The organism is Phocaeicola plebeius DSM 17135 (assembly GCF_000187895.1).
Taxonomy (GTDB): Bacteria; Bacteroidota; Bacteroidia; order Bacteroidales; family Bacteroidaceae; genus Phocaeicola; species Phocaeicola plebeius.
Genome location: NZ_DS990130.1, coordinates 624,342 through 638,477, shown reverse-complemented (window position 1 = coordinate 638,477; position 14,136 = coordinate 624,342). Strand labels below are relative to the sequence as shown.

General features: G+C 51.4%; 11 protein-coding genes. 4 read left to right on the top strand and 7 right to left on the bottom strand.

From position 1 onward, the window contains the following. Positions 1-53: 53 nt before the first annotated feature. The 4 genes from BACPLE_RS10795 to rlmN are packed head-to-tail and all read right to left on the bottom strand — an operon-like array spanning position 54 to position 3,993. On the bottom strand, positions 54-761 hold the full coding sequence (locus tag BACPLE_RS10795) for a nucleotidyltransferase family protein (protein WP_007561769.1): 708 nt from the start codon (positions 759-761) through the stop codon (positions 54-56). A gap of 1 nt (position 762) precedes the next feature. Next, positions 763-1,857 (bottom strand): 4-hydroxythreonine-4-phosphate dehydrogenase PdxA, encoded by a 1,095-nt coding sequence (gene pdxA, locus BACPLE_RS10790; protein WP_007561768.1) that lies wholly within the window; start codon positions 1,855-1,857, stop codon positions 763-765. 2 nt (positions 1,858-1,859) lie between these two features. Further along, positions 1,860-2,924 (bottom strand): DUF4837 family protein, encoded by a 1,065-nt coding sequence (locus BACPLE_RS10785; RefSeq protein ID WP_007561766.1) that lies wholly within the window; start codon positions 2,922-2,924, stop codon positions 1,860-1,862. A gap of 13 nt (positions 2,925-2,937) precedes the next feature. After that, a complete protein-coding gene (gene rlmN, locus BACPLE_RS10780; protein ID WP_007561764.1) occupies positions 2,938-3,993 on the bottom strand; it encodes a 23S rRNA (adenine(2503)-C(2))-methyltransferase RlmN in 1,056 nt (351 codons plus the stop codon). Between the two features lie 89 nt (positions 3,994-4,082). On the opposite strand from rlmN, the gene BACPLE_RS10775 reads away from it, so the two are divergent. The 3 genes from BACPLE_RS10775 to BACPLE_RS10765 are packed head-to-tail and all read left to right on the top strand — an operon-like array spanning position 4,083 to position 9,112. Then, positions 4,083-6,515 carry a DUF4922 domain-containing protein gene (locus BACPLE_RS10775; RefSeq protein WP_007561762.1) on the top strand — a complete coding sequence of 811 codons (2,433 nt, stop codon included), beginning with the start codon at positions 4,083-4,085 and terminating at the stop codon, positions 6,513-6,515. Positions 6,516-6,520: 5 nt separating this feature from the next. Beyond that, positions 6,521-7,831: a SpoIID/LytB domain-containing protein gene (locus BACPLE_RS10770; RefSeq protein ID WP_007561761.1), complete on the top strand. Its 1,311-nt coding sequence runs from the start codon at positions 6,521-6,523 to the stop codon at positions 7,829-7,831. A gap of 12 nt (positions 7,832-7,843) precedes the next feature. After that, the gene (locus BACPLE_RS10765) at positions 7,844-9,112 is read left to right on the top strand and encodes an MFS transporter (protein ID WP_040312862.1); all 1,269 of its coding nucleotides are present in this window, start codon (positions 7,844-7,846) and stop codon (positions 9,110-9,112) included. Between the two features lie 22 nt (positions 9,113-9,134). Here the strand turns inward: BACPLE_RS10765 and BACPLE_RS10760 are convergent, their stop codons facing one another. From BACPLE_RS10760 to BACPLE_RS10750, 3 genes are read right to left on the bottom strand one after another with little or no spacing between them, the layout of a single operon-like run. Continuing rightward, a complete protein-coding gene (locus BACPLE_RS10760) occupies positions 9,135-10,031 on the bottom strand; it encodes a LysR family transcriptional regulator (RefSeq protein WP_007561758.1) in 897 nt (298 codons plus the stop codon). A gap of 12 nt (positions 10,032-10,043) precedes the next feature. Next, the gene (locus BACPLE_RS10755) at positions 10,044-10,625 is read right to left on the bottom strand and encodes a DUF6621 family protein (protein WP_007561757.1); all 582 of its coding nucleotides are present in this window, start codon (positions 10,623-10,625) and stop codon (positions 10,044-10,046) included. A gap of 39 nt (positions 10,626-10,664) precedes the next feature. After that, a complete protein-coding gene (locus tag BACPLE_RS10750; RefSeq protein WP_007561756.1) occupies positions 10,665-11,045 on the bottom strand; it encodes an AAA family ATPase in 381 nt (126 codons plus the stop codon). Positions 11,046-11,453: 408 nt separating this feature from the next. Between BACPLE_RS10750 and clpB the strand changes: the two genes are divergently transcribed. After that, on the top strand, positions 11,454-14,042 hold the full coding sequence (gene clpB / locus BACPLE_RS10745; RefSeq protein WP_007561753.1) for an ATP-dependent chaperone ClpB: 2,589 nt from the start codon (positions 11,454-11,456) through the stop codon (positions 14,040-14,042). Positions 14,043-14,136: the final 94 nt, after the last annotated feature.

Here is a 14,136-nt window from a genome sequence, read left to right as displayed (position 1 = left end):
TTATTCTTATTTCTAGATTTTACGCAAAAAATCAATATTGGTTTATTCTGTTTTTAATCTTGTCCGTTCAAAAAAGCCTCTGCTTTTACAATGTCCCCCGCATGGTCCACATCCAAAATTTTTGAGAAAGGATAAGCCTTGAGCCGAAGTCCGTCGGCTACCAGCTGACGCTGAAAATTACGCATGCGCGACATGCCCTGCGCCATACATTTCTCCAATGTCACGATTGAGTTGGGCGACAGGCAATAGATTCCCCCTGAGATGTAACGCGTATCAGGCTGCAAAGTATCATAGAAACCGGTAATATTGCGGTCTTCGTCCGTACCAATATACAACGGTTTTTCGTCGTCGATGTAATCTGTGACGGCCATCATGCCATCCCCTTCAAAAGCCTTGAAAGCGTCAATAAAGCGTGAAAACTCCTCTTCCCGGAAAATCGTGTCGACCGTAGTCAGACAGAAACGGTCGTCCTTCAGGTAACGGCTCAGTTCGTAAAAACTGTGCATGGAGCTGGGTGTTGTCTTGACAATAACCCGCAAAGGCACTTCCGATGTTTTTTCCAGCTTGCTCAGGTGTTCCTTTGTCAAAGCCACCTCATTATTGATAATGACCACCACTTCTTCTGCCCCGTTCTTCGCAAAGATGTGAATCAGACGGTCAATCATGGCCATACCGTTCAGTTGCACCAGCGGTTTGGGCAACTGAACTCCTTCTTGTGCCAGCCGGGAACCTTCCCCGGCTGATATGATTGCAAACTTCATGTTATTCCTCTTCTATACTGTCTAATTTCAGTTTATCACTGTCATCTCGTTTCTCATAATACTGCTTGCGCAACGGACGGGCACTGATTTCTCTTTCCCAGGCACGGTTGCGGAACACATCCATGGCCACGTACACCGCCTGACGGAAAGAATCTTCCGAAGCAATGCCTTTTCCGGCAATATCGTATGCCGTACCGTGAGCAGGCGAAGTACGTACGATAGGCAAGCCGGCAGTAAAGTTCACACCCTCGTCCATAGCCAGTGCCTTGAACGGAGCCAGTCCCTGGTCATGATACATGGCCAAGATACCGTCGAAATGCGTATAATTGCCTGAGCCCATGAAGCCATCGGCAGGATACGGTCCGAAGCACTGCACACCGCGAGCGATCATCTCTTTCATGGCCGGAATAATCACTTCCTGCTCTTCTGTTCCCAGCAGTCCGTTGTCTCCCGCATGAGGATTCAGTGAGAACACGGCAATACGCGGATTGTCGATGCCGAAATCTTTCTTCAGTGAACGATGGAAAATCTCCATCTTTTCCATAATCAGTTCTTTGGTCAGTTCACCGGCAATGTCGCGCACGGGTACATGGCCTGTCACCAGTGCCACACGGAAATCACCTTTCAGCAGAATCATCAAGGCCTTCTGTCCTTCACCCACACGTTCTTCAATGTATTCCGTATGTCCCGGGAAATGGAACGCATCCGACTGGATGGTATGCTTGTTGATAGGAGCCGTCACCAGCACATCGAACAGGCCTTCCCGGTAATCGGCCAACGCTCTTTCCAGTGCAGCCAGTGCCGCTTTACCAGCTTCGGGAGTCGGCTTGGTCAGTTCCACCTTCAACTCCTCTTCTATGCAGTTCACCACGTTCACTCTTCCGTCCTGCACCTCTTCAGCAGAATTTACAATGCTGAAACTGGTCTGTATCTCCATGGCCTTGCGGTGATACGCAGCAACCTTGGGAGAGCCGTACACCACCGGCGTACAAAGTTCCAGCATGGTGGGGTCAGAGAAAGTCTTCAATATCACTTCATAGCCTACCCCGTTTATATCTCCATGGGTGATTCCCACTCTAATTTTACGATTTTCCATATTTATTGCTTATTCTGTTCAGCTTCTTGTTTGATTTGTTCTTCCGAGATGGAATTGTCTACCGGAATTTCCGACACTTCTTTTTCTGAAGGAAGCTTCAGTGTATACAACGCCGCGTTCAGCTTGCGAATCTGGTCGCGTTTCAGCTTACCCGGGTTATAGACAAAACCTTCCACCACGATAACCCGTGCATTGTCACGGTCTACCCGCACATGCGATACGAACGGGCCACCCATGGCATCGTTCTTCATTTCCCACAATCCGCGGGCCTCGAATGCATAGTCTCCCTTCACGGCAATGTTGCGCGTCTCAACAAACATGGAATCGGCTGTTTCCATGTACATGCCTTCACGCGCACCCGGCAGGTTGACTTTCATCACGGAGTCACGTTTATGAATGAAATACTCTTTGGTAAACGTATCGTGGTCGCGGAACGGATAAGCATACATCACGAAGTTCAAGTCATTCAGGTTGCTCGAAGCCCACAGGAAATTCTCACCCTGCTTGTACGATTCCATTTCCACCGGCATCCAGATGTCGCAATCAAACATGCTCTGTACCTTGGTCGAAAGTGTTTCATTGTGTTTTTTCTCCAGCAACTTCACCTGACGGTTCATTTCGGCACGGGTAAAGAAGTCGATAATCACCTGACCGTTTTTCGAAACATAGTCTGCAAACTCCTTCTGGTTAGGTGCCTGAATGGTCATAATCATCTGCGGAGACGAATAGGCATCACGCGTATACTTGAATTTGGGCTGCGTATAGATGTCCTGAATATCTACAATAATGATGTTACGGAACAAACGTACCGAACGGTCAAAAAAGTCAGGCCGCACACGCGAAATACGGAAAGAGCGTTCAGCCTGAGGCAATCCCGGCACATCCGTATCCAGCACATGAAACAGTGCACTGTCCGGACTCATCCAGCATTTGTCATCGGCCACCACCATCACTTCATACGGGCGTCCGCTTGACACCGGAGTAATGATACTCTTCCCTCCGTTGCGGCAGGAAGCAAGCGACAGCACCGCCAGGGCCATTCCAAGATAAAATGTCATTCGTTTCATGATGTTTCTTGTATTAAAAGGTTTCACTTTCTTTCTCTTTTTTCTCTGCCTGCTGCTGGGCGGTAGAAAGCATTCCGCAAGCCGCAAAGATATCTTCTCCGCGTGAAGCGCGAATAGTAGCAAACAAGCCGTGCTGTGTCAGGTAATCACGGAAAGCTATCATCGACTCCATATCCGTTCCCTCCAAGTCCACGTTCGGGATGGCATGGAAGCGAATCAGGTTCATACGACAGTCCAGTCCACGGAGCAGTTTCACCAGTTCCTTGGCATAAATCAGGCTGTCGTTCACTCCCTTGAACACAATGTACTCAAAAGACAAGCGGCGCTGCTTGCTGAAATCATACCGGCGGAGTATCTCCACCATCTCGGTAATGGAGAAAGCCTTCTCTGCCGGCATCAGTTCCCTGCGCTGGGAAGGGAAAGGAGAATGCAGACTGATGGCCAGGTGGCAGTCACTTTCTTCCAGGAAACGTTCCAGTCCTTTCCGCAGTCCTACGGTAGAAACCGTGATACGCTTCGGGCTCCATTTGTAGCCATAGTCGGCAGTCAGTATTTCCAAGGCACGCAGCACTTCGTCCAGGTTGTCGAACGGTTCGCCCATGCCCATAAACACCACGTTGGTCAGCGTATCCCGTTCCGGCACCGAATAAATCTGATTCAGAATCTGTGCAGCTGTCAGGCTGGTTGTGTATCCCTGCTTTCCGGTCATACAGAATTTGCAGTTCATCTTGCATCCCACCTGTGAAGACACACACAAGGTTGCCCGGTCGTCATCGGGTATATATACGGATTCTATGTAATCACCTTCGGGCGTACAGAACAAGTATTTCACCGTTCCGTCTACCGAACGCACCTCATGCACCGGCGCACTGGCTCCCACCTCGTAGTTCTCCATCAGCCGCTCACGGTTTTTGAGCGAAAGGTTTGTCATCTCTTCAATGGAGCCTACTTTCTTGTCGTACAGCCACGATGCAATCTGCCCGGCTGTAAATTTAGGCATTCCCAAATCCTGCACAATGGTTTTCAGTTCGTTCAGCGTTTTCCCCAATAAAGGAGTTTTTGTCGTCATAATACTCTTATATTCTACACATTTAGCGTACAAAGTTAGGGAAAAAATAAGATATATTGCCTATCTTTGTACGTATAAATGTATTAAATATGAATAACCAAGTAACTTGCTTCCTTTTATATGGAAGTGATAACCAGCTGAATAAAACCATAAAAGGTCTGACAGAGAGTTCCCGAACAGACCAGATATTCCTACTAACTGACCATCCGGAGGACAAAGACATTCCCACGGAGAAATGCCACCTTCTTCCCTCTTTCTCCTTCCAGCATACCGAAGGCATCCGGCAAATGCTTGCCCTCACCCGCACTCCCTACCTCCTTGTTTATACCAAGCCCTATACATTAGATATGGGCTACATGGCACTGGAACGCATGTGCGACTATTTAGCCGCACCGGAATCGGGCATGGTCTATGCCGACCATTATCAGGTGACAGAGGGAGTACGAAAGCCTCATCCGGTCATTGACTACCAGCCGGGAAGCGTGCGCGATGATTTTGACTTCGGCTCGGTGCTGCTCTTCAAGACGGCAGCCTTGCAGGAAGCGTTCGACACCATCACCCACCAGCCCGAATACCAGTATTCTGCCTTGTATGCCGTGCGACTGGCACTTTCACAGAAATACGAACTGACGCACATACGTGAGTTCCTTTATACCGAAATTGAAGAAGACACCCGCCTGTCGGGCGAAAAACAGTTTGACTACGTAGACCCGCGCAACCGGAGCGTACAACTGGAACGGGAAACGGCATTTACTTATTACCTGAAGAACATTCATGCCTTCCTGCCCCCTGTGGAGCGCAAAGTCGATTTGTCGGAAGGCGAGTTTGCATACGAGGCTTCGGTCATCATCCCCGTGCGCAACCGCATCCGCACCATTGCCGACGCCATTGAATCGGTACTGAAACAGGAAACAGACTTCCCGTTCAACCTGATTGTCATCGACAACCATTCTACCGACGGCACCACGGAGTGCATTGACCAATACGCCGGAAACGAAAAAGTGATTCATCTCATTCCCGAACGTGACGATTTGGGCATCGGCGGATGCTGGAACCTGGGTGTGCATCACCCTCTCTGCGGACGCTTTGCCGTGCAGCTCGACAGCGACGACCTGTACAGCAGTCCGTCTACCCTCCAGACCATTGTCGACAAGTTCCGCCGGGAACGCTGCGCCATGGTTATCGGCTCTTACCGCATGACCAACTTCCAACTGGAGACACTGCCGCCGGGCGTCATCGACCACAAGGAATGGACCGATACCAACGGACACAACAACGCCCTCCGCATCAACGGACTGGGAGCCCCGCGTGCTTTCTTCACACCGCTGCTGCGGAAAATCCGTGTACCGAACACCAGCTACGGCGAAGATTATGCGTTAGGACTGGCTTTCTCCCGGGAATACCGCATCGGACGTATCTACGACGTACTTTATTTATGCCGTCGCTGGGAAGGCAATTCCGACGCGGCCCTGAGTATTGAGAAGCAGAACCAGAACAACAGCTACAAGGACAGCCTGCGTACCCTGGAAATACGAAAACGCCAGGCCCTGCTCCGTCACCCGCTTTCATGGGAAGATGCAGCCCCTGCGGCTTCTGCCGAAACCTTCATCCGTCACCAGCTCGACACATGGCCACTGGCCCGCAAAAACCACGAAGCACTGGCGCACGTACAGACCCGCACACTTTCACTCGGCACGAACGACATCACCGTGCAGTTCAATCCAGCACGCGCCGTTTCCACCTGTGCCAAAGTAGACAAGGCCTCCATCGCTGCCCGCCCCTGCTTCCTCTGTCTGAGCCACAAGCCGGAAGAGCAAGAGTCTGTCCGCATCCAGCTGGACGAACCTTTCAGCCTGCGACTGAATCCTTACCCCATTCTGCCGGGGCACCTCACCATCTCCACGGAAAGTCACCAGTGGCAGACATTGGCCGACAAGACTTCGCGCCAGTTGCCCGAACGCCTGGTCGACTGGTTGGAGAAGAACTTCGCCAGCGGCTACACCGTATTCTACAACGGAGCCAAATGCGGTGCTTCTGCCCCCGACCACTTCCATTTCCAGGCCGTACGCCAGGAAGATGTACCTCTCATCCGCCAATGGGAAAGACTGATGAGCACAGCGGTAGAAAAAGGTTTCGAACCCCTCTCCGACGGCAAATCCTGCATCGCCTACGACATCGAAGGATACTTCTGTCCGATACGGGCCTTCATTACCCAGGGAGGACTGGCCACTGGTGTACGGCTGATTGACAGCTACCTGCACAGCCTGCCCCTGCACGAAGGAGAAACCGAGCCACGCTACAACCTCTTTGCCTGGAATGACCCGCGCTACGGATTTGTCACCGTCTACATCCCGCGCACAGCCCATCGTCCGCAGTGCTACACTGCCGAAGGCGACGCACAGCTGATAGTCAGTCCCGGTGCCCTCGATATGGCCGGCATCCTTGTGACGGCCCGCGAAGAAGATTTTCAAAAACTGGAGGCTGACACGCTCCGCCAAATCTACCACGAAGTAACACATTAAGCATCATGAAAGAACCTGAAATTAACGTGGGCATTGTCAATGCCCTTGAAATAGCCTTTACACTCAATGCCAAATTTCTGGCCAAAGGAGAAACCGTATCGGGCAAGCAACGCGTATCCTTCGACGAAGGAGGAATTTCCTGGAACGGCAACGTGTACCGGGAACTGACCTTCACCCCGTTGGAGGACGATGCCTCCTTCTCGCTCGAAGACGTAACCATCGGTATCAATTTCCACTGGGAACGTCAGGAAACACAAACCTTCCTCGGCACCCTGCGCCTGGTGGTCGACGAAGGAAAGATTACCGCCATCAACCAGGTGCCGGCAGAAGACTACCTGACCAGCGTCATCTCGTCCGAGATGAACGCCACCTCTTCTCTGGAGTTTCTGAAAGCCCATGCCGTCATCTCACGAAGCTGGCTTTTAGCACAGATTGAAAAGCGGAAGGCCCTCAGCAAACAGGGCAGCAACTTCTTTCCCTTCCTCAAGACCGAAACAGAATATATCCGCTGGTACGACCGCGAAGACCATACCATCTTCGACGTATGCGCCGACGACCATTGCCAGCGCTATCAGGGCATTACCCGTGCTTCCAACCAGAGTGTGGTGGAAGCCGTGAAGGAAACACGCGGCCAGGTGCTCATGCACAAGCATGCCATCTGCGACGCCCGTTTCTCGAAGTGCTGCGGCGGAGTGACCGAAGAGTTCAACTACTGCTGGGAAGACAAGCATTATCCTTACCTCAGTGCCGTGCGCGACTTGGACACGGATACCCCCCTGCCCGACCTCACCCAAGAGGAAGAAGCCGAACGATGGATACGCCAGCGTCCGGAGTCTTTCTGCCATACCACTGATCCGAAAATCCTTTCACAGATACTCAACAACTACGACCAGGAGACACACGATTTCTACCGCTGGAAGGTGAGATACACGCAAGCCGAACTGGCCGAACTGATTGCCACGCATACCAAGAGCGATTACGGGGAGATACTCGACCTTATCCCCATGGAACGAGGAAAATCGGGACGTATCAGCCGGCTGAAGATTGTAGGAACCCTGAAAACAATGACCATCGGAAAGGAACTGGAAATACGCCGCACCCTCTCACCTACCCACCTGTTCAGCTCGGCATTCGTGGTCGACAAGGGACCGGAAGTGAACGGAGTACCCGAATGGTTCGAACTGACCGGTGCCGGATGGGGACACGGTGTGGGACTCTGTCAGATCGGTGCTGCCGTGATGGGCGAAAAAGGATATTCCTACGACCAGATTCTGCTGCATTACTACCGGGGAGCTGAAATCCGTAAGTTATACTAAAAACGAACGACTATGCGCACACGCTCTCCCTGGTACTGGGTACCTTCGCTCTACTTTGCCGAAGGACTTCCCTACGTAGCTGTGATGATTTTATCGCTGGTGATGTACAAACGGATGGGCATCTCGAATACGGAGGTGGCCCTCTACACCAGCTGGCTGAACCTGCCCTGGGTCATCAAGCCCCTGTGGAGCCCGTTTGTCGACCTGCTCCGCACCAAGCGGTGGTGGATTGTCACTACCCAGTTGCTGCTGGGTGCCGGACTGGCTGGCATTGCCTTCACCATCCCCACCAGCCATTTCTTCCAGACCACATTGGCGGTGTTCTGGCTCGTAGCCTTCAGTTCCGCCACCCACGATATCGCCGCCGACGGCTTCTACATGTTAGGCCTTACCCCGCATCAGCAAGCCTTCTTCGTGGGCATCCGCAGCACGTTCTACCGCTTTGCCACCATCGCCGGACAAGGACTGCTCATTATGCTGGCCGGCTGGCTGGAAGAAATGACCGGACGCACATCGTATGCCTGGAGCATCACCTTCTTCACGTTAGCGGGCTGCCTGCTGGCTCTGTGGCTCTACCATTCCTTCGTACTGCCCCGTCCTGACCAGGACTGCCCGTCGGTTGCCCGACAAGGAGAAGCCCGGAGCATACTGACCGATTTCCTGCTCACCTTCCGTTCCTTCTTCCAGAAAGAACAAGCGCTTACCGCCATCCTGTTCATGCTGCTCTACCGCCTGCCCGAGGCACAGTTAGCCAAGATGGGCATTCCCTTTCTGCTCGACCCGGTGGAACAAGGAGGACTCGGCATGACCACGGCACAGATAGGCTTTGCCCAAGGAACGCTCGGCATTGTCGGTCTCACCTTGGGAGGTATCCTGGGAGGCATTGCCGTAGCACGCCACGGACTGCGCCGCTGGCTCTGGCCGATGGTATGGGCCATCTCCCTGCCCGATATTGTCTACGTGTACCTGAGTTACGCCCAGCCCGACAACTTAATCATCGTGAACAGCTGCATCTTTGTGGAACAGTTCGGCTACGGATTCGGTTTCACGGCCTACATGCTCTACCTTATTTATTTTGCCAACGGCACACACAAGACCTCGCACTATGCCATCTGTACCGCCTTCATGGCCTTGGGCATGATGCTGCCGGGCATGATAGCCGGCTGGATGCAAGAAACCCTAGGCTACCAGCTGTTCTTCATCTGGATTATGGTGTGCACACTGGCCACCTTCGGCGTTACCGCCCTGTTGAAAATCGACCCTGAATTCGGGAAGAAATAAAAAGAGACGTTTTGTCCGGCCTTTACTTTCCAGAAAGGAAGTGCCGGACAAAACGCATAAAATTCAATACCGTATCCGACTCCTGTCCCTGAGCCGATACAAAACAGAAATGCCGCTTGAACTGCAAGCCCTCAATGTCAATCACCTGAAAGTCTCCTTCCTTCAGTTCCCTCTCTAAGGCACAGATTGACACGATGCCCATACAGTTGCTGCACCGCAAGAACGACTTGATACCTTCCGTACTGCCTAAGTGCATCCGCACGTTCAGCGAAGAAAGCTTCAATCCCTGCTCTGCCAATACCATCTCAATGGCATCCAGCGTGCCGGAACCCCGCTCACGAAGCACCAGCGGCACACTGACAAACTCCTCCAGCGTCAGTTCCTCCTTTCCGGCCCAGCGACCGCGCGGACAAACCACCGGCACCAGCTCATCGCACAAGAACGGGTCGTAGCGCAGGCTGGGCAGACGGAACACTCCCTCCACCATACCCACGTCAATGGTATGCTCCTGCAAAGCCTTCTCCACATTGCGCGAATTGGTGTCCATCAATGACACACTCATCTTGGGATAACGCTCCGTGAAAGCAGCCAGCACAGGCGGAAGCACATACTGTGAGATTGTCGTACTTGCCCCTAACCGTAACTCTCCCGCATACTCATTGTTCAACTGGTGCATGTCGTACTCCAGCTTGCGGTAATCGTCCAAAATCCGTTCGCAGTGCTCCATCAGCAACTTCCCCGCCTCCGTGAGCGAAATGGAATTCCCCTTCCGGTCGAACAGGCGCACCCCGTAGAGACTCTCCAGCTCCCGTACATGCTTGGTCACTGCCGGCTGGCTCACAAACAATTCCTGCGAAGCCTTGGTAAAACTAAGGTTTCGTGCCACACTATAGAACGCTTTCAAACGGAAATCAGACATACCTCCACAAAATTAAAGTTCCTCTGCCCGGATGCCCAACGACTGAAGAATGGCAAATCCCAACATTTCAAAAGAATATTCATAATCGTGTGCCGGAGGATTCATGCCGAACACCGTCACACCATCTTTTCCCTTTATCTTTGCCGCCAGCCGCTCCACAGCTTCTCCATATTCCCCTTCATCGGGCACCAGCATGATTCGGCGTGCATCTTTCGATTCGGTCAGCAGTTGCAATGATTCCGTAAACAAGTCCTCCCGGCGAGCCATATCCGAAGGCTGGAAAGCATAAAGCGCAAACTCACCCAGACGACTCTGGAATGCCATGCCGTGAACTTCCTTTTCCAAATCGGAAGGAAGGCAGAAATTCATCCGGCTATGCTCCGCATCATACACAAAAATTACCTGTATCTCATTCTTTCCCGGCTCAATTCCGGCATCCAAAGCCAGACACTCCAGCAACACGGCCAGATCAGCCTTAGGCAGTTCGCGCCCAACCAACGGTGCAAAATGTGCCGCCATATCCTTACCCACACGGTCAAGGAAAACTGCATCAATTAAAATTACATCAGAAGCAAAGGGTATTTTCTTTTCCATATTAGTTAATGTGTTTCTATTTATACTTGTTTCTCCAGTTTACCGTCCTCCAGCTAATAGACCTACATTATTTACCCATGAATAGCATGCTAAAAAGCCAGACATATAACTTGCAATGGCATCCCTCAATGAGCCGGGACAGATATATTCGCCCCCATTGAAATCCATGTGAAATACCAGATACACCGTGCATTCCTTCTCCAGGCTGTCAACCTTCAGGCCTCTGAAAGCTCCTTGCGCCCTAAAAAAATAGTTCTTCAGCGTAGAAACCAACAAACTCTTCCCGAAACCTCGCGGACGGCTCAGAAAGTAAATAGAACCGTCCTTGGCAATCGAATAAACCATATCCATCTTGTCTACATATACATAACCGTCTTCGATGATGCGATCAAAGCTCTGTATTCCGGTTGGGTATTTCATAAATAAAATAATAAATTGACATTATAGATGATATCTGAAGCAAAGATAGAAAATTTCAACCACAATCCGCTCCCTTTCAGGAAGGCTTTTTTCTCCCCCGGAAAAAACACAAGTACATTCATCCGTAAACGCAAGTGCGTTTCAAGTAAAATGTAAAGGCGTTTGAAGTAAAACGTACTTGCGTTTCAGGAAAAACTCTTTGACGTTTCAAACGCAATGTACTTACGCCAGGACCGACTGACAAAAAGCGAGCCATAAATGACAGATTTTCAGTATAAAAGCGCAGTCAAGTGACAAATCGTCAGGTTTTCGTCTCCGGCAGACGCTGGCAAAGAATTTGAATAACACTAAGCGTAAAAAGTGAAAATAATAAGAAACCACAACTAATAACGAGAAAGGAGACCATTTATGAACTTTAACAACTTTACAATCAAATCGCAAGAGGCAGTGCAGGAAGCGGTAAACCTGGTACAGAGCCGCGGACAGCAGGCCATCGAGCCGGAACATTTGATGGCAGGTTTGCTGAAGGTGGGCGAAAATGTAACGAACTTCATTTTCCAGAAACTCGGCATAAACGGCCAGCAGATAGAAACCGTACTCGACCGGCAAATCGCCTCACTGCCGAAAGTTTCAGGTGGGGAAGCTTACCTGAGCCGGAGCGCCAACGAGGTATTGCAGAAAGCCGTGGAAGTATCTAAGGAACTGGGTGATGAATATGTGTCACTGGAAGCCTTGCTGCTGGCACTGCTGAACGTGAAAAGTACGGTGGCCACCATCCTGAAAGATGCGGGCCTTACCGACAAGGAACTGCGGGCTGCCATTCAGGAACTGCGTCAGGGACAGAAAGTCACCTCACAGTCGAGCGAAGATACCTATCAGTCATTAAACAAATATGCCATCAACCTGATTGAAGCTGCACGAAGCGGAAAACTTGACCCGGTTATCGGCCGTGACGAGGAAATCCGACGGGTATTGCAGATTCTGAGCCGACGTACGAAGAACAACCCGATTCTGATTGGTGAACCGGGTACGGGTAAGACGGCCATCGTAGAGGGACTGGCACAGCGAATCCTGCGTGGAGATGTGCCGGAGAACTTGAAGAACAAGCAGCTGTTCTCACTGGATATGGGTGCGCTGGTTGCAGGTGCCAAATACAAAGGTGAATTTGAGGAACGTCTGAAATCGGTTATCAACGAAGTGACGAAGTCCGACGGAAACATCATCCTCTTTATCGATGAAATCCACACGCTGGTGGGTGCCGGAAAAGGGGAAGGTGCCATGGATGCCGCCAACATTCTGAAACCGGCCCTGGCCCGTGGTGAATTGCGGAGCATCGGTGCCACTACCCTCGATGAATACCAAAAGTATTTCGAAAAGGATAAGGCATTGGAACGTCGTTTCCAGACGGTCATGGTAGACGAACCGGATACGGCCAGCTCTATCTCCATCTTGCGTGGACTGAAGGAGCGCTACGAGAACCACCATCAGGTGCGTATCAAAGACGAAGCCATCATCGCGGCAGTGGAACTGAGCAACCGTTACATTTCCGACCGTTTCTTGCCGGATAAGGCCATCGACCTGATGGATGAAGCGGCTGCCAAACTGCGTATGGAGCGTGATTCGCTTCCGGAAGAACTGGATGAAATCGAACGTCGGTTGAAGCAGCTCGAAATTGAGCGTGAGGCTATCAAGCGTGAAAAGGACGAGGCTAAACTGGCTCAACTGAACAAGGAGATTGCAGAACTGAAGGAACAGGAAACTTCTTACAAGGCTAAATGGCAGAGTGAGAAAGAACTGGTGAACAAGATTCAGCAGAACAAGAAGGAAATCGAACAACTGAAGTTCGAAGCCGACAAGGCAGAACGTGAAGGTGATTACGGACGGGTGGCTGAAATCCGCTACGGAAAGCTTCAGGCACTGGAGAATGAAATCAAGTCTATCCAGGAAGACCTGAAGAAGAAGCAGGGTGACAGTGCCTTGATTAAGGAAGAGGTAACGGCTGAAGACATCGCCGACGTAGTTTCCCGCTGGACGGGCATACCGGTAAGCAAGATGCTGCAAAGCGAAAGAGAGAAGCTGCTTCACCTGGAAGATGAGCTGCACAAGCGGGTTATCGGACAGGACGAAGCCATCGAAGCCGTGGCCGATGCCGTACGCCGTAGCCGTGCCGGACTGCAAGACCCGAAACGTCCGATTGGTTCGTTCATCTTCCTGGGTACGACGGGTGTGGGTAAGACCGAGCTGGCCAAGGCACTGGCAGAATACCTGTTCGACGATGAATCGCTGATGACGCGTATCGACATGAGTGAGTATCAGGAGAAGCATACCGTGTCACGTCTGATTGGTGCGCCTCCGGGATACGTAGGCTACGATGAAGGTGGTCAGCTGACCGAAGCCGTGCGCCGGAAACCGTACTCTGTGGTGCTGTTCGATGAAATCGAGAAGGCTCATCCGGATGTGTTCAACATCTTGTTGCAGGTACTGGACGACGGACGTCTGACCGACAACAAGGGACGTACGGTGAACTTCAAGAACACCATCATCATCATGACTTCTAACCTGGGAAGTGCCTACATTCAGAGTCAGTTCGAGAAGATTAACGACCAGAACCACGACCAGATTGTAGAAGAGACCAAGAAAGAGGTGATGAACATGCTGAAGAAGACCATCCGTCCGGAATTCCTGAACCGTATTGACGAGACCATCATGTTCCAGCCGCTGAACAAGCCGCAAATCGAACAGATTGTACGCCTGCAAATCAACGGTATCCGGAAGATGCTGGAAGGCAACGGAGTGACTTTGCAGATGACAGATGCTGCTGTAGACTTCCTGGCTACTGCCGGTTACGATCCTGAATTCGGTGCACGTCCGGTGAAACGTGCCATCCAGCGCTACTTGCTGAACGATTTGTCAAAGAAGCTTCTGTCACAGGAAGTGAACCGCGAAAAACCGATCATCGTAGAACGCGAAGGAGATGCATTGAAGTTCCGCAACTAAGTCAGCGGGGTTTCCCTATCTTCTATATAAAAACAAACCCTCCGCAGGGATTTCCTCAAAAGGATACCTGCGGAGGGTTTTTGTTTGTCTGTAT

Coding starts and splice junctions, on each gene's coding strand:
- BACPLE_RS10770 (WP_007561761.1), top strand. CDS start 6,521: ATGAAAGAACCTGAAATTAACGTGGGCATTGTCAATGCCCTTGAAATA.
- BACPLE_RS10765 (WP_040312862.1), top strand. CDS start 7,844: ATGCGCACACGCTCTCCCTGGTACTGGGTACCTTCGCTCTACTTTGCC.
- BACPLE_RS10755 (WP_007561757.1), bottom strand. CDS start 10,625: ATGGAAAAGAAAATACCCTTTGCTTCTGATGTAATTTTAATTGATGCA.
- BACPLE_RS10760 (WP_007561758.1), bottom strand. CDS start 10,031: ATGTCTGATTTCCGTTTGAAAGCGTTCTATAGTGTGGCACGAAACCTT.
- rlmN (WP_007561764.1), bottom strand. CDS start 3,993: ATGACGACAAAAACTCCTTTATTGGGGAAAACGCTGAACGAACTGAAA.
- BACPLE_RS10785 (WP_007561766.1), bottom strand. CDS start 2,924: ATGAAACGAATGACATTTTATCTTGGAATGGCCCTGGCGGTGCTGTCG.
- BACPLE_RS10795 (WP_007561769.1), bottom strand. CDS start 761: ATGAAGTTTGCAATCATATCAGCCGGGGAAGGTTCCCGGCTGGCACAA.
- clpB (WP_007561753.1), top strand. CDS start 11,454: ATGAACTTTAACAACTTTACAATCAAATCGCAAGAGGCAGTGCAGGAA.
- BACPLE_RS10775 (WP_007561762.1), top strand. CDS start 4,083: ATGAATAACCAAGTAACTTGCTTCCTTTTATATGGAAGTGATAACCAG.
- BACPLE_RS10750 (WP_007561756.1), bottom strand. CDS start 11,045: ATGAAATACCCAACCGGAATACAGAGCTTTGATCGCATCATCGAAGAC.
- pdxA (WP_007561768.1), bottom strand. CDS start 1,857: ATGGAAAATCGTAAAATTAGAGTGGGAATCACCCATGGAGATATAAAC.